The sequence below is a fragment of the Brevundimonas sp. UBA5713 genome, from assembly GCF_002419815.1.
Lineage (GTDB): Bacteria > Pseudomonadota > Alphaproteobacteria > Caulobacterales > Caulobacteraceae > Brevundimonas.
The window spans coordinates 39,073-65,783 of the sequence record NZ_DIGV01000016.1; the positions used below are offsets into that span (position 1 = coordinate 39,073).

Genomic DNA, 26,711 nt, shown 5'->3' on the forward strand with positions numbered 1-26,711 from the left:
TCTAAACCGGATTATTTACCGGCTTCACGGTCCAGAACCTTCTGGACAGCCGGATCGGCAGCCAGACGGTCATGCAGAGCCAGCACATTGGGATATTGCGCCAGATGGCCGTCCAACAGCTTCTTGCCCCAGCGGATCATCGGGAAAGCATAGGCATCGATGACGGATCGCCCGTCGAGGATCCATTCGCGGCCTTCCAGATGCTTATCGAGGGTGGCGAACTGTTTGTGGGCCAGAGCATGGCCAGCCTTGACCACCTTGGCGCGGGCCTCTTCGCTTTCATCGGTCGTATAGCGATACGGCATGAAGATCGGCCAGAACGACGCGTGCATGTCGCTGGTCAAAAAGGCCGACCAGCGATGGGCCTCGGCCTTTTGGCGCAGGCTGTCGCCGCCGGTCAGGCCCGCTTCGGGGTGTTTGTGCGCCAGATAGTCGAGAATGGCACCGGCCTGGTTCAGCAACCAGCCGTCGTCTTCACGCAAGGTGGGCACGGCACCGGCAGGGTTGACTGCCAGCAGCTCCGGCGAGCCGTACTGGACCTTGACCGCCTCATAGGGCGCGCCAATCCATTCCAGAACGATGTGCGGGGCCAAAGAGCAGGCGCCGACGGCATAATAGAGTGTGGGCAAAGTCACCTCCTGAAGGATGCAGGCGCGCCATCACCGATGGCCGCCGGATCGAATGATCTCGCATCCTACGATGACCCTGCCACAACAGCACTGTAAAGCGTTGCCACATGCGCATGGTGTCGGGTCAGGACGTCACACGGCAAAGCCGTCGGCGTTTGCACGATGACCACCGTTCATCCAGCTTCACATCCGCTCCGAAAGTCGGCATCATCAGTGCAATATGTCGCTGAACACGCTGAATACGAACCGCGCCGCCCTTCAGGCCCTGCAGTCGGCTGCGTCCGCCACGCGCGACATGAAGGATGCGCAAAGCCGCGTTTCGACCGGCTATAAAATCGCGAGCCACAGGGACAATGTCGCCGTTTTCAACATCGCAACCCAGATGCGCAGCGATGTCGGCGGATGGGAGGCTGTGCGCAACGGCCTCAATCGCATGGCGTCGGTGGTGGACGTGGCGTCTATGGGGGCAGAACGGATCAGCGACCTGCTGATTGAACTGAAACAGCACGCCGTCAGCCTTCAGGATGGACTGTCCGGTACCTCGCGTCAGGCCGTGATCGACCACATCCAAGCGCTCATTCGCGAAGTCGATATGGTCGCGCGTACCAGTACGTTTGACGGCATCAATCTGCTGACCGGCCAGCCGGTGATCACCACCACCAGTCGCAAATCCTATCGTCTGCCGGAAAGCCGCCTGCCACAGCCCTATTTTCCGGCCATGGCCGCCCTACCCCCCGGCTCTTTCGCGGGCACCAGCCATACCGTCATTGCCCCGGTCGTCACCGGATCTCTCACGCCGGCGTCCTTTGCACAGGCCGTGCAATCGTTGAACGGCAACAACTCCCAGACCATTACCGTGGACGCGGGCGCGACGCCGGGCCGCGTCAGCTTGATGCTGGACGCGTTCGGGGCACCTGATGTCTTCGAGATTTGGCAAAACGGTGTGCGCGTCGCCGCCTCGGGCCAAGATTATAGGCCAGACGGCGCACCGGTCGGTCCGGGCACGGCTGTCACCCACCTGAACATGCTGACCTTTGACTATGACCCAGCCAACGGTCGCGACCTCGAGTTCCGTTTTAACGAAAATCTGACGGTCACAGGTACGGCCTGGACCGTAAACGGCCTGATCATGCAGGCTCCGGACGAGCCCTTTCCCTCCTATCAGCCACGCTATCAGCCCACGGGATCACTGACGACGACGGCTGTTTTCGATCCTCCGCCCGATTTTGCCGATCCGGAACAGGCGGCCCGCGCGCGTGACGAACTGCCCGAGGGCGTGACTGCAAACCATACCGTGAATGCGGGCCCCATCACCGGTCGCATCGATGTGGCGTTCGACGCCTTCGATACACCGGACACTCTGGAAATCTGGCAGAATGGCGTGCGCGTGGCGGCGACCGGACAGGCCTATGCCAGCGGCGGGGCTCAGGTTGGTGCCGCGACAGCCGTGGCAGGTGCGCAGATTCTGTCCTTTGACTACGATCCGGCCCAAGGCGCTTTGGAATTTCGCTTCAATACCAACGGCAACCACAGCGACAGTGCTTGGGCTGTGGGTGCCATAGCGCTTGCCGATCCGGCCAGCCCGCGGCCGTCATCGGTGACAAGCCAGACGTCATCTTCCCAAGAAGAGGGCTTTGGACCGATCATCGTCGATACCTTTATCTCGCCGGCTCGCGACACTCTGCGTGTGACCTCGCGCGACATGACTGCCAGCGGCCTGGGTCTGGACGATCTCAATTTTGACAATCCACTGGTCGTGCTGGACCGCATTTCACGGGCGTTGAACACATCCATCAACGCGGCCAGCTATTTCGGGACACGCTCCAAGGCGATCGATCAGGTGACGCGCTTTTCAAGCCAGTCCAGTGACGTGCTGGAAAGCGGCATTGGCCATTTGGTGGATGCCGATCTCGCCAAGGCCGCCTCCGAGCTCACCGCCCGGCAAATCCGCCAGCAACTGGCGACGCAGTCCCTGTCCATCGCCAATCAAAATCCGCAATGGCTGCTGGGGCTCTTCCGCTCGTAGGCATTTGAAGATGCGCCTGGTGGAGCCGAGGGGAGGCGAACCCAAGACAATAATCCTTACGGATTAACAGTGCGCTACGGGCGAATGAGCGACGATTTGAGTTTATGTGTAACAGTTGTGCGTGACAAGGCCGCGTATGCACCCGACACCACCGCTGACGGACTAGGTCTGATTGCTCGCACCTCCGAACGATCGTAAACCCTCATGGAATGCCTATTCTTGGGGGAAGCCTATGTCTCTGACGATCGACGAACTGTTGCAGTCCTATCGCGACGCCGCCGGTACGGAACGAGACAAAGGAACATACTACGAGCGCCTGTGTAAGGCGTTCCTGCTGCACGATCCGGTCCAAGCCGAACAATACTCAGAAGCGTGGATGTGGTCTGATTGGGCACCTCATCACGGGTTTCAAGCCAACGACACTGGGATAGACCTTGTAGCCAAACTACGGGACGAGGAAGGCTACGCCGCCATCCAGTGCAAGTTCTTCAGCCCCAAGCACAAGATCGCCAAGGCTGACATCGACTCCTTCCTAGCGGCATCTTCCAAAGCCCCATTCACCCGCCGCGTGGTGATGGACTCCACTGAAGTTGAGTGGTCATCCAACGCCGAAACCATGCTGGAAGGCCAGACGATCCCTGTCCTTCGTATCGGCCTTGGCGATATGCGAGCTTCTCCGATCGTGTGGAGCCGTTTCGCAGCCAACGAAGAGATCGTCCTAGAAGAAAAGAAAGAACTTCGGCCTCACCAACAGGACGCCCTAGACGCTGTTCGCAAAGGCCTCTCAGAGCATGATCGCGGCAAGATCATCATGGCCTGCGGCACGGGTAAGACCTTTACGGGCCTGAAGATCGCCGAAGACCTCGTAGGCGCAAACGGTACTGTCCTGTTCCTTGTCCCGTCGTTGGCTCTTATGGCTCAGACTGTCCGGGAATGGACGAACGACACCAAGACCCCTCTTCGCTCATTCGCGGTCTGCTCAGACAGCCAAGTCGGCAAACGTCGCATCTCTAAGGATGATGTCGCTGAGATCAGCACGCTCGATCTTGCCTTCCCGGCGACTACCAACGCCGCACTTCTAGCAAAGGGCGTTTCCGAGCCTGCACCGGGCAAGATGACGGTGGTGTTCGCCACCTACCAATCTATCCAAGTCGTGTCAGATGCTCAGAACATCCACGGCATGGGCGCGTTCAACCTCATCATCTGCGATGAGGCTCACCGCACCACCGGGGCGACCCTTGGGGATGAGGAAAGCAACTTCGTTCGTATCCACCGAAACGAAGTCGTGGCAGGCGAGAAGCGTCTATACATGACCGCTACCCCTCGCATCTACGGCGACAGCGCAAAGAGCAAGGCCGTCGATATGGGCGTCACGCTCGCGACCATGGACGACGTAGAGCTATTCGGCCCCACACTCTTCTATCGGGGGTTTGGCTGGGCAGTACAGGAAGGGCTGCTCACGGACTACAAGGTCATTGTCCTCGCCATGGATGAGGGGCGCGTTGCGCGCACTCTTCAGGCACGTATGGCTGACCCTGAAAATGGTCTGGTACTCGACGACGCCACACGCATTCTTGGCTGCTACAAGGCGCTTACAAAGGTCGATATAGCGTCCGAACTGGGCGCCGATACCCAGCCTATGCGCCGCGCCCTCGCCTTTTGCCGGGATATCAAATCCTCCAAACTCGTTCAGGATGAGTTCTCGGCGGTGGTCGATGACTACCTAGCCTCCTCAGAGGTGAAGACCCACGAAGCAGACATCGCAGAGCATCAGCTCAAATGCGAGATCAACCACGTTGACGGCACCTTCAACGCCAAGACCCGTGGCGAACTGCTCGATTGGCTGAAAGCCGAAAGCGACGACAACACTTGTCGTATCCTGACTAACGCCCGCTGTCTTTCTGAAGGCGTGGACGTTCCGGCTCTGGACGCCATCATGTTCCTGCACCCGCGCAAGAGCCAGATTGACGTTGTGCAGTCGGTCGGTCGCGTCATGCGCCGCGCGCCTAACAAGCGCATGGGCTATGTCATTCTCCCCGTCGGCATCCCCGCTGGAATGAACGCCGAAGAGGCCTTGAACAACAACGAGAAGTACAAGGTCATCTGGCAAATCCTGAACGCCTTGCGCGCTCACGATGAGCGTTTCGACGCGACCATCAACCAGATGTCTCTTGGTCAGGATGTTTCTGATCGGTTTGAAATCCTGGGCCTCGACAGCAAGGAACTGAGCTCTGTCACGGCAACTGTCGAGAACCTGCCTAGCGCCAAGAAAAAGAAGCGCTCCAGCATTGGGGCTGATGGCTTCGACAAGGGCGATGAAGACATCGACATCGGTGGTGAGGTCGAAGACGAGCAATACGGCCTGATCCTCGACGATTTCAGCCGCGCTATCAAAGCCAAGATCGTCAAGAAATGCGGTGATCGCGAGTACTGGGATCGCTGGGCTGCCAGCCTGCGTGACATTGCTCTCGCTCACATCACCCGCCTGAACGGCATCCTCTCGGTTGAGAGTAGTGAGGCTCGCCTTGCATTCGACAGCTTCCTTGCAGAACTGCGTGATGACCTGAACAGCGGCATCACTGAAGCCGAAGCGGTTGAAATGCTGGCTCAGCACATCATCACCCGCCCGGTCTTCGACGCCCTGTTTGAAGGCCACGCCTTCACCCAAGAAAACCCTGTTTCTAAAGCCATACAGGGCGTTCTCGACGCTCTGGAGAGCGAGCACCTAGAAAAGGAAAGTAAGGACCTAGACGACTTTTACGCCAGCGTTCGACTGAAGGCTGAGGGCATAACCAACCCCGCAGCCAAGCAAGAGCTCGTTCGTCAGCTTTATGACAACTTCTTTGGCGTGGCGTTCAAAGACACCCGCGACAAGCTGGGCATCGTCTATACCCCGATCGAGATCGTGGATTTCATCATCCACTCGGTCAATGACGTGCTCAAAGACGAGTTCGGTCAGACGTTGGGCTCAAAAGGCGTTCACATCATAGACCCGTTCACAGGAACCGGGACCTTCATCACACGCCTTCTACAGTCTGGCCTGATCGAGCGCGATCAGTTGGAGAACAAGTTCCGGTACGAACTGCACGCCAACGAAATCGTGCTGCTGGCCTACTATATCGCCGCCATCAACATCGAGAGCGTCTACAGTAGCCTGCAAGGCGGCGAGTACAGCCCCTTCAATGGCATCTTGCTTACCGACACTTTCGCCATGGGGGAAGGTAAGGACGAGCTTGCTTTTGTTCTACCTGACAACTCCGAGCGCCGTCGTCGTCAGCAGGAACTCGATATCCGCGTGATCATGGGCAACCCACCCTATGCTGTGGCTCAAGGCGTTGCTTACCCGCACCTCGATGGGCGCATCGCGGAAACCTATGCCGCCCGCTCAACCGCGACTAACAAGAACGCATTGTACGATAGCTACATTCGCGCGATCCGCTGGGGCGCTGATCGTCTAGGTGATTGCGGGGTGATGGCCTACGTCACAAATGGGGGGTGGGTTGATTCAAACACTGCCAACGGCATGCGTATGTGCATGGTGGAAGAGTTCACTTCGATCTACATCTTCCACTTGCGAGGCAATCAACGCACGTCAGGCGAAACTTCAAAACGCGAGGGCGGTCAAACCTTCGGGTCGGGTAGCCGAGCTCCTATCGTTATTACGCTCTTCATCAAGAACCCAAATGCGACAAAACAGGGTCAGGTGTTCTTCCACGACATCGGTGATTATCTCTCACGCGAAGATAAGCTGAAAATCGTCAAAGATTTCAGGTCTATCCGTGGCATTGGCGAGAAATCTGGTTGGCAAGAAATCATCCCAGATGCCCACGGCGATTGGCTTACGCAGCGCGATGACAGCCTGAACAGTCATATCATCATTGGTGCCAAAAAAGAAAAATCTTCACACGCTCTGTTCGAAACTTATTCACGCGGCCTTGAAACAGCCCGAGACGCATGGACCTTTAACTCATCAAAATCTGCATTAACTTCAAAAATAGAACATTGCATAGATTATTATAACGAAAAACTAGCTATTTTTATTAATAATGGAAATCGTCAAAACATAGATGATTTCGTTAAAGACTCTCCTCGTGATATTTCTTGGTCACGATCGCTTCGTGCTGACTTTGCACGACTAAAGCCTCTAGATTACGATGAAGGTCGCATTGTATCTTCAACATACCGACCATTTTTCAAACAACATCTCTACTTCAGCCGACGCTTGAATAATGTTGTTGGTCAAATGTCGACCTTCTTCCCAAGCGCTTTAACCACCAACCGAGTGATAGCTCTTTCAGGCACTGGCGGACGGGCAGGTTTATCCGTCATAATGATGGACAATGTGCCAAGCCTGCACGTTGCGGCGATGGATGGTTCTCAGTGCTTCGCCCAAACGCTCTACGAATGCGAGCACAACAATGAAGCCAATGATCTGTTTTCTGTGTCTGCACCTCAATACGGGATGCGCCACGGCATAACTGATATTGGGCTAAAACATTTTAACGATGCATATCCGGGCGACGCCATCACCAAAGATGACATCTTTTATTACACCTATGGCCTACTCCACTCCGAAGATTACCGCCGTCGCTTTGCGGAGAACTTGACCAAAGAGCTCCCTCGCATTCCTTGCGTAAAGAAGGCTGATGATTTCTGGGCGTTCGTTAAGGCTGGTCGCGCGTTGGGCGATTTGCACGTCAACTATGAAACCGTAGAGCCGTATCGCGTGCAGCTCAAAGAAGGCGACTTGGAGCTCGCGTCGATTGACGACCCGGTCAAGTTCTTCCGGGTCGAGAAGATGTCTTACGGCAAGGGCAAGAACCGTTCGGTCATCCACTATAACCCGAACATCACATTGGTTGATGTTCCGTTGGAAGCCTATGAGTACGTCGTCAACGGCAAGTCCGCGATCGACTGGGTTATGGAACGCCAAACGGTCAAACAAGATAAAGTCAGCGGCATCATCAACGACGCCAACGACTATGCCAACGAAACCATCGGCGATCCGCGCTATCCCTACGATCTGCTACGTCGGGTAATCACGGTGAGCTTGGAAACGATGAAGATCGTCAAGTCACTACCACCGCTCGACATCTGATCGCTTTAAGGGGGAGCGACACATGCCCATCAGGAATGCCATCTGGACCGTAGGAACCAACCCTCAGCAACTCACTGAGGGACGCCTACCCAACGAGCGCACGCTTGAGGATATGATCGTCGCTTCCCCTCGAATGCTGTCTGACGAATGGATGCTGATTGGCAGGCAAGAGCGCACCCTCTCCGGTGGTTACATTGACCTTCTGGCGATCGCCCCAGACGGCGCCCTTGTCCTCATTGAGCTCAAGCGCGATCGAACCCCTCGCGAGGTTGTCGCTCAAGCCATCGACTACGCTGTTTGGGTAGAAGGTCTAGAGTCACAGGATATCGTTTCGATCTACAAACGCTTCGCCCCCGGTCGTGATCTAGCCGAAGACTTCCAATCCCGATTTGGGCAATCGCTGGACGAAGAAACCCTCAACAGCAGCCATCAGATCGTGATCGTCGCCGCGTCTCTGGATGACAGCAGTGAGCGTATTGTCTCGTATCTGAACAAGCGAGACATCGCGATCAACGTGCTCTGCTTCCAAGTCTTCGACTTGGGCGGACAACAGCTCTTGAGCCGCGCCTGGCTTCTCGATCCGGTCCACACACAGGTCAGCGCTACATCCACCCCCAAGAGCCGTGGAACCCGTGAGAGCGAGCCTTGGAATGGAGAGTTCTATGCTTCCTTCGGTGAAGGCTCCGCCCGCTCATGGGATGAAGCTCGCAAATACGGCTTCATCAGTGCTGGCGGTGGTGCGTGGTATAGCAATACGCTCAACCTTCTCGAACAGGGCGACCGGATATGGGTTCGAGCCCCAAAACAGGGCTTTATAGGTGTCGGAGAAGTCACTGGCCCCCGCCTATCAATCTCAGAGCTCGTAATACAAACGCCGGAAGGCGAAAGAGCCGCTGCTGACGTCCTAACAGGGGCGCACTACCACCGCATGTTTGAAGATGACCCGGAAAGGGCTGAGTACTTCATTCCGGTTCGCTGGCTGCACACAGTCGCACTAAATGAAGCCGTCGATGAGATTGGCCTGTTCGGAAATCAGAACACCGTCTGCAAGCCTACCACGCCTAAGTGGAGAACCACCGTCGAACGCCTGAAGGAGCGCTGGTCCCTCCAGAGCTAATCCAATCCGATAGCGAACTTTCAGAATCGGCGAGGCTCGGTCAAAGGGAGAACAAATCCCTCACACCGGACGTAAACCTATGAAATCTCCTATGCTTGTGGAAGCTCAAAAGGAAATAGAAAGCCTCCATCTAGACCTATCCACTCGAGGCGAAACTGGAATGGAGTTCTGGTCTAGCCGTCGCGCCCCCTCGCAGCACTATGTGGAACTCGATGCCCTCAAGGGCATCTGTCATGTCTATTGGGACGGACGTGACAATCAAATCCCTCTAACAGACCTCGAAACTCCGTTAGGCACTCTCAGCTACATCCAGCATATAGGCACCAAAAACTGGCCTCTGATGAACGCCGAACGCATCGCTGCCTTCATTGAGATCGTTGCGGATCACTATGGTTGGAAGGTCAGATAATCAGATCAATATAGTGATCCTTGGGATTAGCGCTTCGCGCTAATGGGCTCTTGAACCCTTCGCTTCGCTACCGGCTCAAGGCCCTATTGGATTGATCATTCTAGAATACGTTAATCCCCCCCTGCATGAGTTAAGGGTTCCGGGCAGCACTAAAACTCCCGCTACTCACCAAGAGCGCAGGAGTTGCTAGCTCGGAACCCTGCTCACGCAGAGGGGATTAATCGCGACCATTCCGTCAACGTAGTTTGAAAGAGCGACTTTGGTTTTGGCGTGCCAAATGCGCGAGGCGGAACCCATTACCTGCGCTACGCTCCGATCCCTGACTAATGTCAGTTCGGTTATTCGCCATTAGGCGAAAGCATCTCGTTTTGCTTCAAACCTCAACGCAACGAGACAGAGGGTTGTCACCCTCATCATTTTGAGCTGATTTTGTACGCCCTGAGAGCAGTACAGGCTCAAACCCAGAGGCGGGGCAAGGCATCTAGCCGACCGCATGGATCATCCTTTCGAGTGCGCCGCTCTGCCTATCGGTCTAAGTCCCGACACGGCTCGTTATAAGTGAAGAGCAAATGAACTCTCCGCGCGCAAATGTCACTTCCCATGCCATAGGAAGCCATCAGTCCGCATTGCCGGACCAGAATGACAACAGGATATCAATAAGAGAAGGCAAAATCAAGAGAAAATAGTATAAGTTTCAGTATTTTGATTATATCGTCTACAGATAAAAAGCTGCAAGAACCGTACAACTTTCATCCAAAAACTATTCGTCCATGACGCTCCATATAGAGATTAGCGGACTAAACTATAAGACTTTCATTATTTCAGACCGCAAAAACACAGAGGACCCCGTCTCTATAGGCCCTCTGCATTTTCTAAGACTTCGGTTTTCTCGCCCTCACTGGCCGACCACCGACTCTGACAAATCCAAAAAATCGTGAGGTAATCGCACCCGCTTCCAGTCGACACCCTGATAGGAAATGCGATCTACAGCTTCTTTCAGAGCCGACAGCTTGACGCTTCCATAGCCAGAATGAACGCTATCGAGTTCGTGACCCACAATCTCCATGGAGACATCTTCCCGAACATCGTTCGAGCGTAACTGCCCTACAACGGTGTGCCGTGTGCAGTAAAAAACGAGCTTACCGACATCCATGACCCCCGGTTTCTCAATCCTGTCGACAAGCCTGTTCAGGAACTTGGACGCATCCGACGATACGTATCCATCGGCATCAAGCTCCAGCTCATCGAACAATCGGGTACGCCCCCGCGCGGACTGATGCTCGACAAACTTGGAAAGCCCCAGCTCTATCAGTTGCTCGTGCAGTGGCACGCGGCGCAATGCCGCTTGGGACTTCAGGCTTTGCCCCTCGCCACCTTCGCGGATCACTAGGTACGGGATGCCGTCTTCCTCACCGAAGTCGGAAACCGCCAGAGCACAAATCTCGTTGAGGCGCGCTCCGGTGAAAAGTGCAATCAGCGGCACCCAGTAGCGGTAGTCTGAGACGCGCTTGTCACCCACTTGGTACAAGCCTTTTTGGCTAAGCGCCTTGGAGCCTACAAAGAGAGGTAACTCAAAAAGCGCAGCAACCTCACTGGCGTTGAACTCCCGCCGCTTGGTCGAGAGATCGGCCTTTCTGCGCTTCTCCGCAGCGATCCCATCAAACGGATTGGTTGGCAGCTTAGCCTTCAAACCATTCTTGATATGGTACTCGTATACCCGGCGAAGAGGCGCGAGGTATTTCGTGTTGATCGTACCCGCATCAAGCACGTCTTCCTCGCCTTCATCACGGGCCTTTCCTATGCGGTCTTTGAAAGACAGCTCGCGGTACTGAGGACGTTTGACGCCGTTCGCTGGGTAATAGGTCAGGTCCGTTTTGTAGGACGCGGCCAACTCAGGCGTGATTTCGTTCAGATCAAGATCGCGGCCACACCATTCAACGAAGCATCGAGCGGCGACTCTATAATCCTTAACGCGCTTAGGCTTCAGGCTCTGAGCACGAGCTATCTCTGGCACGGCGATTTCAACCGCTTCTGTAAAGCTAAGGACCGCAGTCCCGGCTAGAGCCTCGGGCTCGGCAGGGGCTACAGTCATCGCATCGAGGTCTAGTACAGAAGCAGCTTGGCGACGCACTTCCGGTGGTGCTGCGCCATGTAGAATAGCGCGGGCCTCTCGTTGGAAGCGCTGCTTTTCGTCCTGGAACATTCTCAGGTGATCCAGAGCCATATCGACGCCGAGCGTCGTACCTTTTTTAAGCGACATGATCCGCTCAAGAGACGACCACATTTTCTTTGTCAATACAGAGAGTTGCGCAGCCCTATGGCGGGCTTCTGAGGGAACATTGGTACGCAAGCTCATGCAGAGCTCTTTAGACCTAACCACCACCTCCAAATGACGGGGGATGCGCGTCCGGTAATAGTAGGTTGCTGAACGCCTTACGATGTTCGTGGCGAGAGACATTTTGGGCCCGTGTGTAGCAGTTGCGTGTAACAACGCCGCTGGGTTCGCCCTAAGTGTCTGATTTTTCTGTCTTGGTGGAGCCGAGGGGAATCGAACCCCTGACCTCGTCATTGCGAACGACGCGCTCTACCAACTGAGCTACGGCCCCGACCGACAGGCAGGGCTGGGAGATAAAAGGTCGCAGAGCGGGCTGTCAATGGGTACCCCACACGGCCTTGGCGCGGGCGGTCGCGACAGGTAGAAGCGTTGCGAACCTCAAGCGGAAGACACCGACTATGACCTTTGCCGCCACCCTCGTCGGCTTTCTGTTTTTCATCATCGGCGCTGTACTGCAGCTGCTGCTGATCGCGATCATTGCCAATGCGATCCTGAGCTGGCTGTTCGCTTTTGATGTGATCAACTATCGCAACCGTTTCGTCTATCAGCTGGCGACCATGCTGGACCGGCTGACCTCGCCTATTCTAGCCCCGCTGCGCCGTTTTATTCCGCCGCTGGGCGGGATCGATCTGACGCCGGTCGTGGCGCTGCTGATCATTCGCGGCCTGCAACTGTACCTGATCCCCTATCTGCACCTGACCTCGCTGAACCTGATCGGCTAAGCGCGGGGTCCGTTGATATTAAGACACGGCATGGCGATTTCGGCAGGGTATCGCCATTCGGTGCTTGCGCCGCGCCATGGCCCTCCTAAGCTAGCGGACCCACCCACTGTGGCTGTGAAACTGTAGAGCCTTATGAGCGGATTTAAGACAGTCGCTGTGATCGGTGCCGGACAAATGGGTTCCGGCATCGCACAAACCGTAGCGGTCGGCGGCTATCAGGTCAGGCTGTTCGACGCGGCCAGCGATCGCGCGACCCTGGCCATGGGCGAGATCGGTGCCAGCCTGGCCCGCCGTGCCGGACGCGGCCTGATTTCGGTCGATGACAGCCAGCAGTCGCTGGCGCGTATTCAGGTGTCCGACACCCTGCAATCGGCTGTCGATGGTGTAGACTTCATCATTGAAGCCGCCACCGAAGACGAAGCCGTCAAGAAACAGGTCTGGGCCGACATCGTCCCCTTCCTGTCCGATAGCGCCATTCTGGCGTCCAACACCTCTTCGATTTCGATTACGCGTCTGGCGTCGGTGACCGACCGTCCGGACCGTTTCATCGGCTTTCACTTTATGAAGCCCGCACCGGTGATGCGTCTGGTCGAGATCGTGCGCGGTATCGCTACCTCGGCGGCCACCTATGATGCCGCCGTGACCTTTGCCGAGAGCCTCGGCAAGGAAACCACCGAGTCCGAAGATTTCCCCGCCTTCATCGTGAACCGCATTCTGGTACCAATGATGAACGAGGCCATCTATACCCTGTATGAGGGCGTAGGGAACGTCAGCTCAATCGACCGCGCCCTGAAACTGGGGGCCAACCACCCGATGGGGCCTCTGGAACTGGCCGACTTCATGGGGCTGGATGTTGTGCTGGCGATCATGAACGTGCTTCATGACGGTCTGGCCGACACCAAATACCGCCCCTGCCCGCTACTGGTAAAATATGTCGAAGCCGGCTGGCTGGGTCGCAAGAGCGGCCGCGGCTTCTATGACTATTCGGGCGAGACTCCGGTACCGACACGCTAATGACCGATATTCATCCCCCTGCTTCACGCCCCAGCGTTCTTGACCGCTTTCCCGGTGGCGAGCAGGTGGTGCCGCGGCGCACGCCGCAGGCCCGTGCGCTGGCCTCGCTGGCCGCAGCGGCGTGGCCGCCGATCATTTTGACCCTGTTTGTCTGGCCGCCGCACAACTGGTTTTCGGGGCTGGATACCGACTGGCGCATCGTGTTGCTGATCGTCGGTCTTGTGGCGGCACCTTTGGGCCTGCTGCGTCTGGAAAAAGCGCGCCGTCCCAATGACGCGCCGTGGACGCGTCGCGCCGTGGTGGCCCGCTTTGTGATCTATGGCGGACTGCTGGCCGCTGTCTTGCAAGTGGCGATCGCTTTGGTGCTGGCCGTCACCTATGGCTTGGCGGGGCAAAGCTTTATTCAGGCCCTGGGCTCCGTAGAAACGGTTCTGCTGATCTTTGGCGTCGCGGGTGTGCCCGTGGCCCTGATGGTCGGTATCAGCTATGCCCTGTGGGGCGGGTTGTGCATGGCGTTCATCGCTTATCAGAAGGCTCCGGCCAAGATCCGTCGCCCGTTCTGATCCGGGCACGGCTGGCTTGGGGGAAAGCCGCTACCAGCGGGAGGGACAGCCGTGGTACCGACGCGCATTCAGAATCTAGACGCCGTGCGTGGCATAGCCGTGCTGGGCATATTGGCGGTGAACGCCCTTACCTATGGCTGGCCGATGGAGGCCATGATGGCATTGGGCCATCTGCCTATGGCGGTCGATACCATGCTAGTCGGTTCTGACCGCGTGGCGGCATGGGTGACCGAGACCTTCTTTCTCGACAAATTCCGTACCCTGTTCGGCATTTTATTTGGCGTGTCTGTCTATCTGGTCGGCGGGGAGCGGCACGATACTGTCCGAAGCAGACTGATGAAACGACGGCTGGGTTGGCTGGCCGTGTTTGGCGTGCTGCATGGTCTGGCGCTGTGGTACGGCGATATTCTGCTGCTCTATGCGTGGACGGGCTTATTCGCCATGCTGATCCGCTCGGCACCGGCCAAGGTGCTGATCTGGGTGGGCGTCGCGATCATGGGCACGCTGTCGCTGATGCAGGCATGTCTTGGCCTGCTGATGCCTATGATGCCGACCGAACTGGCCGCTGCGTTCGAGGGCCACGCCGAAGTCACCACTTCGTCCCTACTGGCTACGGTCGAGCAGGTACGTGCGGGCATGGGCGGAGCGTTTCTGAACAACCTGCGGTCATGGGCGATTCTTCAGGGGGCATCCCTGACCGTCTATCTGATACCGACCTTCGGCCTGATGGTGCTGGGCATGGGCCTGTACAAGGCCAGATTTTTCCACGGAGAGGCCAGGCCGCGCGTCTATCTCATCCTGTTGGTATTGGGCGGGTTGGCTTTGATATTCAAAGCGTGGTCATCGTGGACCGAACTGAACGCGCCGATCGCGCAGATGCCGTCCATGGGGCTGAACATGGCGGCGTCATCCCTGTCGCTGTTGGTGTCGTTGGCCTATGCGACGATCATCATCAAACTGCCGGCGGTGTTCCATTGGGCCACGCCTGTAGGCCGGATGGCCTTCACCACCTATCTGAGCCAGAGCCTGATTATGTTCTGCCTGTTCACCCTGCCATGGGGCCCGCACTGGTATGGCCTGCTGTCGCCCGCAGTGTTCTGGCCCATCATCGGCACCCTCTGGATCGCGCAAATCGCCTTTGCCCATCTGTGGCTGAAAGCCTTCCGCTGGGGCCCGCTGGAATGGCTATGGCGCTCTCTCACCGAGGGTCGCCGCCTGCCAAACCGGCTGTCCAAGGCCTAAGCCGCATTGCAGCGCGGGCTGTGTTGGCTTAATCGCCTGCGCATGACCGACATCCAACGCCCCGAAGCCCGCTCTCCCCGTGGATTTCAGGATCGCCGTGGCGGCGACCTGAGCGCCGAACGCCGCCTGATCGCGCGCGTGTCCGAAGTGTACGAGCGCTGGGGCTTTGAAGGGTTGGAAACGCCTGCGTTTGAATATGTCGATGCGCTGGGCAAATTCCTGCCGGACACCGACCGTCCGAACGAGGGCGTGCTGGCGCTGGAGGATGACGACGAACAGTGGATCGCCCTGCGCTATGACCACACGGCACCGCTAGCCCGCTTTGCAGCCCAGAACTGGGAAACCCTGCCCAAGCCCTATCGCCGCTATGCCTATGGTCCGGTGTGGCGCAATGAAAAGCCGGGTCCGGGCCGCCTGCGCCAGTTCTGGCAGTGCGATGCCGACACTGTGGGTTCGGACCGTCCTGAAGCCGATGCCGAGATCCTCGCCATGGGCGTCGAGGGTCTGCTGGCCACCGGCCTGACGGCGGATCAAGCTGTCATCCGCGTGTCCAACCGTAAGCTGTTTGACGGCCTGTTCGATGCGGGCGGTATCACCGATGCCAACCAGCGCCTGACCGCTTTGCGCGCCATCGACAAATTCGATCGTCTGGGCATCGAGGGCGTGCGCCTGCTGCTGGGCGAGGGCCGTCTGGATGACTCGGGCGACTATACCAAGGGGGCCAATCTGCCGAACGCCCTAATCGGCGCGGTGGAAACCTTCCTCGCCTCGGTCAGCAATGCCGAGGCCAGTCGTTCGGAAGTGCTGGACACCATCGCGGGTCTGGGCTCGGGTCTGGGTGCCGCCGGCGATGCGGCTTTGAAGGAATTGGCCGCCATCGACCGCGCCCTGAACGCCATGGGCGTGTCGCAGGATGCGGTGAAGTTCGACCCGACCATCGTGCGCGGTCTGGAATACTACACCGGCACCGTTTTCGAAGCGGAATTGCTGATGGAGACCAAGGACGAAAAGGGTCGTCCGATCCGCTTTGGCTCCATTGGTGGCGGTGGCCGCTATGACGATCTGGTCGCACGCTTTACCGGCCAGCCGGTTCCGGCGACGGGATTCTCGTTCGGGGTGTCGCGTCTGGCTGCTGCGTTGCGCGCGGCGGGCCGTGGCGGTCCTGCCCTGCGCGGTCCGGTCGTGGTGATCGTCTTTTCGGACGATGACATGCAGCACTATCTGGATGCGGTATCGGAGCTGCGCAACGCGGGCATTGCCGCCGAGCTTTACCTCGGCCGTGCAGGCATGAAGGCCCAGTTCAAATATGCAGACCGCCGCGGTGCCCCGGCTGCGGTTATCCTCGGCGGTGACGAAATCGCCGCCGGTGAAGTGACCATCAAGGATCTGGACGCCGGTCGCGCCCAAGCTGCCTCGATTGCCAACAACGAAGAGTGGAAAGCCGCACGTCCCGGACAGGTGAAGGTGGCCCGCGCCGATCTGGTCACCACCATAAAAGGCATTATCGAATAAGCTTCGAGAAAACTGACCCTGAAATCGTTAGTTATCAGCGATTACTTATAAAAGCTTCGATTTTGCCTTCACCCCTCGATTGACGCAGGGGCACCGTTCGGGCCAATTGATCTCACTCGAGAGACACGGCGCGGACGCGTAGTAGTCACTTGGAGGCGTTTCGGGGAGGAAACGTCCGCTCCATTAGAGAGCGAGAAGGCCCGCTGCGATGTATCCCCCGCAGCGGGCTTTTTCATGCCTGCACGGTAGCTTAGCCCCACAATCAGAACGGTCGCTAATGGCGCGCAGCGCCTACCGGACATGAAAAAGGCCGGTGCCGAAGCACCAGCCTTGTCCATTCTTGAAAGTCTTTCGACTTTGCTTACCAGAGACGTACGCGGTCTTCCGGTGCGATGTAATAGGCATCGCCCGGCTGGACGTCGAATGCGGTGTACCACTCGTCCACATTGCGCAGCGGGCCAATGACGCGGAACTGGGCTGCGGAGTGCGGGTCGGTAGCGACCTGCTGGATCAGGGCCTGTTCGCGGTACTTCGACTGCCACACCTGTGCCCAGCCATAGAAGAAGCGCTGCTCGCCCGTGGTGCCGTCGATGACCGGAGCCGGTTGGCCCTTCAGCGACAGGCGGTAGGCGTGTAGGCCCACGGCCACGCCCGAGGCGTCACCGATGTTCTCGCCCATGGTCAGGTTCGGGTTGATGGTATAGCCAGCTACCGGCTCAAACTTGGCGTATTGCTCGCCCAGACGGGTGGTCAGAGCCACGAAGTTGGCGCGGTCTTCCGGCGTCCACCAGTCACGCAGCACGCCATCACCGTCGGACTTGGAGCCCTGATCGTCGAAGCCGTGGCCGATTTCGTGACCGATCACGCCGCCAATGCCGCCGTAGTTCACAGCCGGATCGCCGTTCGGATCGAAGAACGGCGGCTGCAGGATGGCGGCGGGGAAGACGATCTCGTTGTTGACCGAGTTGTAGTAGGCGTTGACCGTTTGCGGGGTCATGCCCCACTCGGTCTTGTCGACCGGCTTGTCCAGACGCGACACGCGGTCGGCATAGCTCCACTGACGCATTCGCACGGCATTGCCGACCAGATCGTCGCCGCGGATTTCCAGAGCGGAATAGTCTTTCCACTTGTCCGGATAGCCGATCTTGACAGTGAACTTGTTCAGCTTGTCCAAAGCCGCAGCCTTGGTCTCGTCGCCCATCCAGGTCAGGTTCTGGATGCGCTCGGCCTGTGCCAGACGCAGGTTGGCGACCAGCTCTTCCATCTTGGCCTTGTATTCCGGCGGGAAGTACTGCGCCACGTAAAGGCGGCCAGCAGCTTCACCCAGAGCGCCCTCGGCGAACGAGATGGCGCGCTTCTCGCGGGTGCGCTGTTCGGGCTGGCCCGACAGGTCACGGTCGCGGAAAGCCCAGCGCAGGTCGGCAAAGCGCTTGGACAGCAGCGGGGCCATCTGGTCGGCGGTGTGGAAGGCCTGCCACGCTTGCAGCAACTCGACCGGCGTCTCGGCATAGATGGCTGCCATCTTCGGCATGGCCGTGTCCTGACGCACGATCACGCGGTCCGCATGACCCAGACCCGCAGCCGTATAGAAGGCCTGCCAGTCAAAGCCCGGCGCTTCGGTCATCAGGCGCTGGATGGTGAACTCGTTATAGGTGCGGTCGCGGTTGCGGTTTTCCGCGGGGCTCCAGTGAGCCTCTGCAATGCGGTTTTCCAGAGCCACGATCTGCGCGGCGGTTTCGGCGGGGTTTTCCCAGCCGATCTGGGTCAGCATGTCGGCGACATAGGCCTGATACTTTTCTTTCTTCTCGGCAAAGCGAGCATCCAGATAGTAGTCACGGTTCGGCAGGCCGATGCCGCTGTGGCCGGTCGAGACCACGTGGCGGGTCGGGTTCTTGGCATCGGCCGAGACGCCGGCTCCGAAGAAGGCTGCGCCATAGTCGCCGTTATGGGCACCCATATAGGTGGCCATGGCCTCATGGCTGTCGATGGCGCGGATCTTGGCCAGATACGGAGCCAGCGGCTGGGCATCCAGCGCCTCGATGCGGGCTTCATCCATATAGGCGCGGTAGGCGTCAGCGATCTTTTGCTCGTCCGAGCCCGGCGTGAGATCGGTACGGGCCGCCAGACCCAGCACCAGTTCCTTCATGCGGTTGTCCGACAGCTCGCGCAGCAGCGGGAAAGAACCGTACGAGGTGCGGTCCGAAGGAATCACCAGTTGGTCCAGAGCCGCGCCATTGGCGTGGCGGAAGAAATCCTCGCCCGGACGTACCGAGGTGTCGCGGCCCGACAGGTCAAAGCCCCACGTGCCATAGCGCGGTGCATCTGTGCCCTTCCATCCGCCGTTGGCGGCTTCGGCCATCGGGGTCGAGAACAGGCTGACAGTCTCGCACACCTCGTCCAGGCAGGCGTGATCGTGGCCCGAGTGCGCCTGGGCGCTGGCCGGAAGCAGGAAGGCCGCAAAAGCAGCCCCGACTAGAAATTTCTTCATGAGATAAGTCCCTCAGTTGTGCCACTTCAACGCGAACCGGAACCAAATCCGTCGCCGGACATTATCGGCTCATCGTCTGTGACAACGATCACCGTCGTCCACCTATTGCCATTCCCAATCAAGACATTGGTCGAAAACAGCAATCTCTAAAAATTTTTGCAGTTAAATCTTACCGAATTTAGCTGTTTTGCGCAGAAACAATGCGCGAAGTCGCAGATTAAACTTCAAATAGAAATCTTATTTCGCGTCATACGTATTTCCACGTAAATGCGCGCCGTAGATTTGCCCCGCAGGTTGGGGTTTTGTCGGATTTTAGACCCATTTTGGTCACTGTTCGATGATGATAGTTCGCCCTTGATTTCACACCATACCGGTGTTCGTCGGTCAGCGTTCTTGATCGATGGTCCCTCCGGCTCGGTGGCTGTACGCGGGCCTCCCCCCGCTTTTCCGTGTTTAGTTAAGAGTAGAAAATCCGATGACCGAGTCCGTCGTTGTTGCCCAATCGACCGTCGAGGGTGAAGCCAAGCCGCGCGTGAACCGCCGTCAGGTTGCCAAGGCCCGCACCCGTCTGAAGGTGCTGGAAGCTGCCCGTAACCTGTTCGCAGAGCGCGGCTATGATGCTGCCACCATCCGTGACATCGCCAAGGGCGCTGGCATGTCGACCGGTGCGGTCTTCGCCAACTTCCAGGACAAGGCCGAGCTGTTCGAAGCCGTCTTCGCCGAGGAAATGGCCGCTATGGCCGAGGACTTTTCTAAAGGCGTTGCCATCGACGACGTGACTGCGGCCCGTCTGGCCGGTGGCCTGACCGCTGGCTACCACCGCGCTCTGGACCACCTGCCGCTGATGCAGGCCATGGTGGCCCGTTCGTGGTTCCAGCCGGAAGATGTCGACCAACGCATCCGTGAGTTCCTGGCACCGATCACCGAAACCATCTCGGACACCCTGCAAGCCGGTATCGCCAAGGGCGAACTGCGTCAGGACACCGACGTAGCTCTGATGACCCGCATGATCTGGGACATCTACCTGTCGAACTTCCGCCGCGCCGCCTATCAGAACGCCGGCATCGAAGAGCTGACCCCGCTGGCTCGCAAGCAGATGGACATTCTGGTTGCCGGCCAACTGGCCAAGTAAGCCCGGACCTTACCGTCCAAAAGAAAAGCCGGAAGGGACACCCCTTCCGGCTTTTTCTATGCCCAATAACCGAATAGCGCCTCAGCTCTTCCAGCGCAGCACGGTTTCCTTGATCGGGTTGACGAAGCTGCGGCCCTCGGCGCGGCTCTTCAGCCATTCCTTCTTGAGCTGCTGGTACCATTTCGCCTGTTTGTCGGCATCATCGATCCAGATCAGGGCGGGATCGTATTTCAGCCCTTCGTTCTGCAGGTTCACCATGCCCCCGTCCTGTTGCAGGAAGGCGACCACGCCCGCGCGCAGGAAGGGTTTAGCCAGATTGAACACCCAGTGGTCCGACCAGAAAATCTGGGTAATGCGGGTCTTGGTGTCATTGACCGGCGTCAGGAAGGTCAGCGCCAGAACCTGTTTCTCGCCGACCTGAATGTGCTCCCAGCGATAGCCCGGCAGGCGGAAGGTGATCTCCGTGGCCGGAGCGCCGCCCAATATCTTGTACAGTCGGCTGTTCGATGACGGGGCGTGCCGCACCATGGCCCAGCCATAGTCGCGCGGCGCAAAGGTCTTGGCCTTTTCGTGCATCGATTTTTCGGAACGCCACCACCACTGTTTATGCACATAGGGGCCATGGGCGGGGTCCATCAGGCCGACAACCGCGTGGTCAATGTGGCTGTCGAAATCCATCCACTCGACCAGTTTGGCATCACCGTCGGCACCGGGGAATAACGGTGGCTCGTGATCGGGCTCCGTCGGGCGGCGCGGATCAGCCGACATCCAGACGAAGACCATGCCCTGGGATTCACGCACCGGATAGGCGCGCACCTTGATCCGCTCGGGGTCGTAGTCCTGATCCTCGACCAGCGACGGAATAGCCGCACACACGCCATCCGGACGGAAGCGCCAGCCGTGGTAGGGACACTCGATTGTCTCCCCTTCTCCCTCGCGCTCGACCAAGCGTCCTGCCGAGAGAGGCGCAGCGCGGTGCGGGCAGATGTCGCGCAAAGCATAGATCTCGCCCGCGCGGGTGCGGCCCACCAGCACCGGCTCATTCATGATTTCGTAGCGGGTCAGGCCCGCCGGAGCCACCTGACGCGACAGAGCGACAAAATACCAGGCGTCGGTCACAAAGCCTTTGCCAAACGCGGTTTGGGGTGTAGCCGATGCCACCGGCTTAGCTTCGGGAGTTTGGATGCTCATAGGGCGATCCATACCAATCCGGTCGGCGGCTGTCTCTCTAGAGATGCTAGGGAGTCTTGAAATTAGGGTCGCCGTAACGCCAAGGTCGACTGAACGAAGAGGAACCGCCCATGTCTGCCCATTTCCTGCTTTCAGCTCTGTTGGCCCTGCCGCTTGCCCTGCCGCTGGCCCTCGCCGCACCGGCTGCTGTGGCTCAGGATGGCCACGCCGCCCACGCACACCAGCACGCCGCGTTTCAATCCGATCGCATCCATGTTCGCGTCGATGGCGCGGAAGGCGCACCGGATGTCGTCCTGATCCCGGGCCTGTCCTCCTCGCCCGCCATCTGGCAGCAAACTGTCGACCGGTTGGCAGCCACCCACCGTATTCACCGCATCCATGTGCAGGGCTTTGCCGGAGCCCCTGCCAAGGGTAATGCGCAAGAGGGCGACACCCCCAGCCCCCTGATTGCACCTGTCGCCGAGGACATCGCCCGCTACATCCGCGAGAACGGACTGAACAAGCCTGCGGTCATCGGCCACTCTCTGGGCGGGACCCTTGGGATGATGGTGGCCGCCCGCCATCCCGATCAGATCGGCAAGCTGATGGTGGTGGACATGGTGCCGTTTGTCGGTGCGATGTTCGGTGCCCCCGGCGCGACTGTAGAAACCGTCACACCGGTCGCCGACCAGATGTGGGCGTTGCAAAAGAACATGCCCGCCGAGGCCTATCAGGCTGCCGCCACCCAGACCATCAATGGCATGATCAATGCCTCCGAGCGCCGCGAAGAGGCCCTGTCGCACATGCGCGCCAGCGATCAGGCCGTCTCCGCCGCGGCCTACCGCGAGTTGATGCTGACCGATCTGCGCGCAGAGCTGCCGAACATTACCGCTCCGACCACGGTGCTGTACGTCAAATTCAACGACGCGCGCATGACCGACGAGGTCACGGACCTGATTTATCGCACGTCTTTTGCCAGCCAGCCGGCCATCACGCTGAAGCGTATCGACGACAGCGCCCACTTCATCATGTTCGACCAACCCGAGGTGTTTGCGGCAGAAGTGGACGCCTTTCTGACGTCCAATTAAGTCGCCATCCTCATGGTGACAGTTTATGGGCTGTTACGAGCGTTCCCGAGCCATTAGGTTCGGGAACGTCATACCATGAGGACTTCTATGGCGCGTAAAGACCGCTCCGATCAGGCTCCTGCCAAGCCCCGCCGTTCTTTGCTGGGGCGGTTGTTTTACTGGGCCGCTGTATTGGCCGTATGGGGGCTGATCTTTGCGGTCGTCTTCTTCGCGGTCTTCGCGCGCGATCTGCCCGACACGTCCAGCCTGTATAATGTCGAGCGACAGCCGTCGGTCACCTATCTGGACCGATCGGGCGCGCTGATCGCTGTGCGCGGGTCGCAGATGGCCCCGCCGGTCGATCTGGACGCCCTTCCCGACTACGTGCCTGCCGCCTTTGTGGCCATCGAGGATCGTCGCTACTGGGTGCACCCGGGCTTTGACCCCATCGGTATGAGCCGCGCCATGGCCTCGAACCTGCGCGCCGGTCGCGTGGTGCAGGGTGGCTCGACCATCACCCAACAGCTGGCCAAGAACCTGTTCCTGACGCCGGACCAGAACCTGAAGCGCAAGGTTCAGGAGCTGATGCTGGCTGTCTGGCTGGAGGTAAAGTTCAGCAAGGAAGAGATTCTGGCCCTGTATCTGAACCGCGTCTATTTCGGCGCGGGGGCCTATGGCATCGAGGCGGCCTCGCAACGCTATTTCGACAAGCCCGCCGAGCGCCTGACCGTGGGCGAGGCCGCCCTTTTGGCCGGCCTGCTGAAAGCCCCGTCGCGCTATTCGCCGGTCAGCGAAAGCGAACGGGCTGCTGGCCGCGCCACTGTTGTGCTGAACTCCATGGTCGAGACCGGCACCATCACGGCCGCCCAGCGCGACGCCGCTGTGGCCGAGCCGGTGCGCGTGTCGCGGACCCTGGCCAGCCAGCATGCCCAGTATTTCGTGGACTGGCTGGACAAACAGGTTCGCGGCATGGTCGGTGACCAGACCGAGGACCTGATCGTGGAAACCACCCTTGATCTGGCCGTGCAGACCGACGCCGAGCGCGCTGTGCGCCGTATCCTTGACCGCGACAAGGGCAAGGGCGTCGAACAGGCCGCACTGGTCGCTCTGGATGGTGAAGGTCGCGTTCGCGCCATGATCGGCGGAGCCTCCTACCCTGACAGCCAGTTCAACCGCGCGGTCGATGCCCGCCGTCAGGCCGGTTCGGCATGGAAGCCATTTGTTTATCTGGCCGCTCTGGAAGCGGGCTACACCCCCGATACGCCTGTGGTGGATCAGGAAGTCACCATCGGCAACTGGAAGCCGCGCAACTATTCGGGCCGCTTTAACGGCCCCATGACGCTGGCACAGGCTGTGGCCCAGTCGACCAACACCGTGGCCGCAGACGTGGCCGACAAGGTGGGCCGTGACAATGTCGCCAGCGTGGCCCGCCGTCTGGGTATCTCGGGCAATATCGGGGTCCAGCCGTCCATGGCTCTGGGTGCGGTCGAAGTCAGCCCGCTGGAGATGGCGCAGGCCTATGATGCCTTCGCCAATGGCGGTCGTCGCGTCAAAGCCTATGGCATCGACCGTATCCGTACCAAGGACGGCCGCGTCATCTATCAACACGCCGGATCGGAAGGCCAGCAGGCCATTCACAATCCGTCGCTTTACTATCTGAACCAGATGCTGCGCGGTGTGGTGACCTCGGGTACGGGCCGCGCCGCCAACATCGGTGGCCGCGATATCGCCGGTAAGACCGGTACGACCTCTGACTATAAGGACGCGTGGTTCGTCGGCTATACCGGCGGCTTTACCGCTGCCGTCTGGGTCGGCAAGGACGACAATACGGCCATGCGCGGCGTAGGCGGGGGCGCGGCACCGACAGCGATCTGGGCCGCCTTCATGCAGTCGGCCATGAACCGTCTGGCCGTCCAGTCCATTCCGAACGGTCCGCCCCTACCGGAAGGCTGGGTGCCGCCCGATCCGATTGGCGATCTGATGGGTCAGGTCGAGGATCCCTATGACCCGAACCAGATCTATTATGACGAAAATGGCGTCGCCAGCTTTGGCCCGCCGCCGTCCGCCCAGCCGGATCAAGCGCCCGCACAGGCCCCGCCGCCGGTCCAGATGGCTCCGGAAGGTCAACCCGCGCCCAAGAAGGCCCCGCAGGCCGAGCGTCAGCCTGACGCGGTCTTCTTCTAGGGCAGGGTTTCAGGTGCCCACGGCATGCAGCGCATTGCCGTGGTCCTTGAGCCAGCGCCGCATGGGTCTGTGATCCCCGATCAGTCGGGTGACCACGGCCCAGTATTCGGGGCTGTGATCGGCGCGCACCAGATGCGCGACCTCGTGCGCGGCTAGATAGTCTGCCACGGCCTCGGGGGCCATGATGACCCGCCAGCTGTAACGGATCGAGCGGTTGTGCGGGCTGCAAGAGCCCCAGCGCGAGCGCGTATCGACAATGGAAATCCGCACCGGTCCTTGGCCCAGCGTATTCAGATGGACCGCCGTGCGCGTTTCCAGAAAACGGCGGGCCTCGCGCTTGAACCAGTTCTCGATGCGGCGGGCAAAAGCCTCGCCCTCGCCGCCCGATCGCAGGACAGGACCTTCGGGGGTTTCATACAGACGCGCCGCGCCCGCACCGCCCGTAGCTTCCAGCCGTAAAGTACGGCCCAGATAGGTAATCACCTGTCCGGGGATCAGCGGCACCGCATCGGGCTGGGCTTGCAGGCACTCGGCAATCCAGTCGGCGCGCGACCGGGCGAAGGCCACCGCCTGCGCCAGCGTGTTCGGCGTGGGGGCAATCGCCACCGCCTCGCCTGCCCGCGCATCGATGCGCACAGACAGTCTGCGCGCCCGCCGGTTTACCGAAAGCCTGAGCGTCTGCCCGTTGCTGAGGGTCAGTCGCTGTCCGTCACTATATTTCGGCTGAAACAGCTTCATGCTTGGCGATGAAATCCCGTAGCCGCGGATAGATTTCCTCGCGGAAACGGCGACCGTTGAAGACGCCATAATGGCCTACGTCCGGCTGGACATAAAGCAGGCGATGGCTGTCGGGAATATTGGGCGTCAGCACGTGGGCGGCCTGGGTCTGGCCCACGCCGGAAATGTCGTCCTTCTCGCCTTCGATGGTAGCCAGGGCAATGTCACGGATTTGGCTCAAGTCCACCTTGTGTCCGCGATGCTCCAACAAGCCGCGCGCCAGCAGGTGCTGCTGGAAGACGATGTCAATGGTTTGCAGGTAGAACTCTTCGGTCAGATCCAGCACCGACAGGTATTCGTCGTAGAATTCCTCGTGTTTCTCGACCCCGTCACCGTCTCCGGCCACCAGATCGCCGAAATAGCGGCGGTGGGCGTCGATGTGCTTTTCCTCGTTCATCGACATGAAGCTGTAGAGCTGCACAAAGCCCGGATAGACGCGGCGCCCCAGACCCGGATAGGGCCACGGCACCGTGTGGATCATGTTGGACTTGAACCAGGTGAACGGCTTTTCCTCGGCCAGCTGGTTGGTCACTGTCGGTGACAGGCGCGCGTCAATGGGCGAACCCATAAAGGACATGGAAGCCGGACGGTTCGGATGGTCTTCCTCGGCCATCAGGGCACAGGCGGCCAGAACCGGGGGTCCGGGCTGACACACGGCCACGACGTGCGGGCGACCACCGACAGCGGCGATCATTTCGCGCACATGGTCGATATAGTCGTAGAAGTCGAAACGGCCTTCCAGCATGGGGACCTGACGGGCGTTGCTCCAGTCGGTCACATAGACATCATGGTCGGCGATGAAGGCGTCGACCGTGCCGCGCAGCAGGGTGGCATAATGGCCCGACAACGGTGCCACGATAATAACCTTGGGCGCATCCAGCGTGCGGCCCGCAGCCTTCACGTCTTCGGCATGGCGCGAAAAACGCAGCAGACGGCACCACGGCGAGCGCCACGCCACCTCGATCTCGGTGGCAACCGGCACGCCATCAACGTCCACCACATCCAGTCGCCATTCGGGTTTGCCATAGCGACGGGTCAGGCTTTCGAACAGTTCTGCCGAAGCAAAGGCCGTACGCCCCAGCGCCGTCTCGGCGGCGGGGTTCAGCGGCGAACTCCAGAACTGGCGGGCCATTTGAGCCCCGAAACGAAAGGGGGCGGCAGAGTTATAGGCAAGCTCGTGCAGGGCGTAGAGCATGGACGTCCGGTCAAGACACCCGGTTACGGGC

18 protein-coding genes and 1 tRNA gene are annotated in these 26,711 nt (G+C 59.3%); 12 read left to right on the forward strand and 7 right to left on the reverse strand.

The genetic code is table 11. The features are described 5' to 3' along the window. Positions 1-11 precede the first annotated feature (11 nt). A complete protein-coding gene (locus B3B04_RS02520) occupies positions 12-629 on the reverse strand; it encodes a glutathione S-transferase family protein (protein ID WP_292039545.1) in 618 nt (205 codons plus the stop codon). Positions 630-849: 220 nt separating this feature from the next. Between B3B04_RS02520 and B3B04_RS02525 the strand changes: the two genes are divergently transcribed. From B3B04_RS02525 to B3B04_RS02540, 4 genes are all read left to right on the forward strand, one after another. After that, a complete protein-coding gene (locus tag B3B04_RS02525; RefSeq protein WP_292039547.1) occupies positions 850-2,655 on the forward strand; it encodes a flagellin in 1,806 nt (601 codons plus the stop codon). 232 nt (positions 2,656-2,887) lie between these two features. Further along, a complete protein-coding gene (locus tag B3B04_RS02530; protein WP_292039549.1) occupies positions 2,888-7,753 on the forward strand; it encodes a DEAD/DEAH box helicase in 4,866 nt (1,621 codons plus the stop codon). Between the two features lie 22 nt (positions 7,754-7,775). Next, positions 7,776-8,870, forward strand: coding sequence for an endonuclease NucS domain-containing protein (locus B3B04_RS02535; protein ID WP_292039550.1), 1,095 nt, complete (start codon positions 7,776-7,778; stop codon positions 8,868-8,870). Positions 8,871-9,030: 160 nt separating this feature from the next. Further along, positions 9,031-9,279 (forward strand): hypothetical protein, encoded by a 249-nt coding sequence (locus B3B04_RS02540; protein WP_292039551.1) that lies wholly within the window; start codon positions 9,031-9,033, stop codon positions 9,277-9,279. An 895-nt stretch (positions 9,280-10,174) separates the two neighbouring features. Here B3B04_RS02540 and B3B04_RS02545 read toward each other — a convergent pair. Both B3B04_RS02545 and B3B04_RS02550 read right to left on the reverse strand, forming a co-directional pair. Then, positions 10,175-11,848, reverse strand: coding sequence for a site-specific integrase (locus tag B3B04_RS02545; protein WP_349679360.1), 1,674 nt, complete (start codon positions 11,846-11,848; stop codon positions 10,175-10,177). Beyond that, positions 11,810-11,885: transfer RNA gene (locus B3B04_RS02550), tRNA-Ala, on the reverse strand. The genes B3B04_RS02545 and B3B04_RS02550 overlap by 39 nt, the downstream gene beginning before the upstream one ends. Positions 11,886-12,012: 127 nt before the next feature. Between B3B04_RS02550 and B3B04_RS02555 the strand changes: the two genes are divergently transcribed. The 5 genes from B3B04_RS02555 to hisS all read left to right on the forward strand — a co-directional run bounded on the left by B3B04_RS02555 (position 12,013) and on the right by hisS (position 16,667). Next, a complete protein-coding gene (locus B3B04_RS02555) occupies positions 12,013-12,336 on the forward strand; it encodes a YggT family protein (RefSeq protein WP_292039555.1) in 324 nt (107 codons plus the stop codon). 132 nt (positions 12,337-12,468) lie between these two features. Continuing rightward, positions 12,469-13,350 carry a 3-hydroxybutyryl-CoA dehydrogenase gene (locus B3B04_RS02560; protein WP_292039557.1) on the forward strand — a complete coding sequence of 294 codons (882 nt, stop codon included), beginning with the start codon at positions 12,469-12,471 and terminating at the stop codon, positions 13,348-13,350. Next, positions 13,350-13,913: a hypothetical protein gene (locus B3B04_RS02565; RefSeq protein ID WP_292039559.1), complete on the forward strand. Its 564-nt coding sequence runs from the start codon at positions 13,350-13,352 to the stop codon at positions 13,911-13,913. Before B3B04_RS02560 ends, B3B04_RS02565 begins: the two co-directional genes overlap by 1 nt. 51 nt (positions 13,914-13,964) lie before the next feature. Then, positions 13,965-15,155 (forward strand): DUF418 domain-containing protein, encoded by a 1,191-nt coding sequence (locus B3B04_RS02570; RefSeq protein WP_292039561.1) that lies wholly within the window; start codon positions 13,965-13,967, stop codon positions 15,153-15,155. A gap of 42 nt (positions 15,156-15,197) precedes the next feature. Beyond that, positions 15,198-16,667: a histidine--tRNA ligase gene (hisS, locus tag B3B04_RS02575; protein WP_292039563.1), complete on the forward strand. Its 1,470-nt coding sequence runs from the start codon at positions 15,198-15,200 to the stop codon at positions 16,665-16,667. 361 nt (positions 16,668-17,028) lie between these two features. Here hisS and B3B04_RS02580 read toward each other — a convergent pair whose 3' ends face one another. After that, positions 17,029-19,155, reverse strand: coding sequence for a M13 family metallopeptidase (locus B3B04_RS02580; RefSeq protein WP_292039565.1), 2,127 nt, complete (start codon positions 19,153-19,155; stop codon positions 17,029-17,031). A 475-nt stretch (positions 19,156-19,630) separates the two neighbouring features. Here B3B04_RS02580 and B3B04_RS02585 point away from each other — a divergent pair, with 475 nt between their 5' ends. Further along, positions 19,631-20,287 carry a TetR/AcrR family transcriptional regulator gene (locus B3B04_RS02585; RefSeq protein ID WP_292039567.1) on the forward strand — a complete coding sequence of 219 codons (657 nt, stop codon included), beginning with the start codon at positions 19,631-19,633 and terminating at the stop codon, positions 20,285-20,287. 81 nt (positions 20,288-20,368) lie between these two features. Here the strand turns inward: B3B04_RS02585 and B3B04_RS02590 are convergent, their stop codons facing one another. Then, complete coding sequence (locus tag B3B04_RS02590) at positions 20,369-21,478, reverse strand: aromatic ring-hydroxylating oxygenase subunit alpha (protein ID WP_292039569.1); 1,110 nt, start codon at positions 21,476-21,478, stop codon at positions 20,369-20,371. A gap of 110 nt (positions 21,479-21,588) precedes the next feature. Between B3B04_RS02590 and B3B04_RS02595 the strand changes: the two genes are divergently transcribed. Continuing rightward, entirely contained in the window at positions 21,589-22,545 is a 957-nt protein-coding gene (locus B3B04_RS02595) for an alpha/beta fold hydrolase (RefSeq protein WP_292039571.1), read from the forward strand. Positions 22,546-22,632: 87 nt separating this feature from the next. Then, on the forward strand, positions 22,633-24,708 hold the full coding sequence (locus B3B04_RS02600) for a transglycosylase domain-containing protein (protein ID WP_292039573.1): 2,076 nt from the start codon (positions 22,633-22,635) through the stop codon (positions 24,706-24,708). A 9-nt stretch (positions 24,709-24,717) separates the two neighbouring features. Here the strand turns inward: B3B04_RS02600 and B3B04_RS02605 are convergent, their stop codons facing one another. Together B3B04_RS02605 and B3B04_RS02610 are read right to left on the reverse strand one after the other, a co-directional pair. Then, complete coding sequence (locus B3B04_RS02605) at positions 24,718-25,446, reverse strand: M48 family metallopeptidase (protein WP_292039574.1); 729 nt, start codon at positions 25,444-25,446, stop codon at positions 24,718-24,720. After that, positions 25,421-26,680 carry a polyhydroxyalkanoate depolymerase gene (locus B3B04_RS02610; RefSeq protein WP_292039576.1) on the reverse strand — a complete coding sequence of 420 codons (1,260 nt, stop codon included), beginning with the start codon at positions 26,678-26,680 and terminating at the stop codon, positions 25,421-25,423. Before B3B04_RS02610 ends, B3B04_RS02605 begins: the two co-directional genes overlap by 26 nt. Positions 26,681-26,711 lie beyond the last annotated feature (31 nt).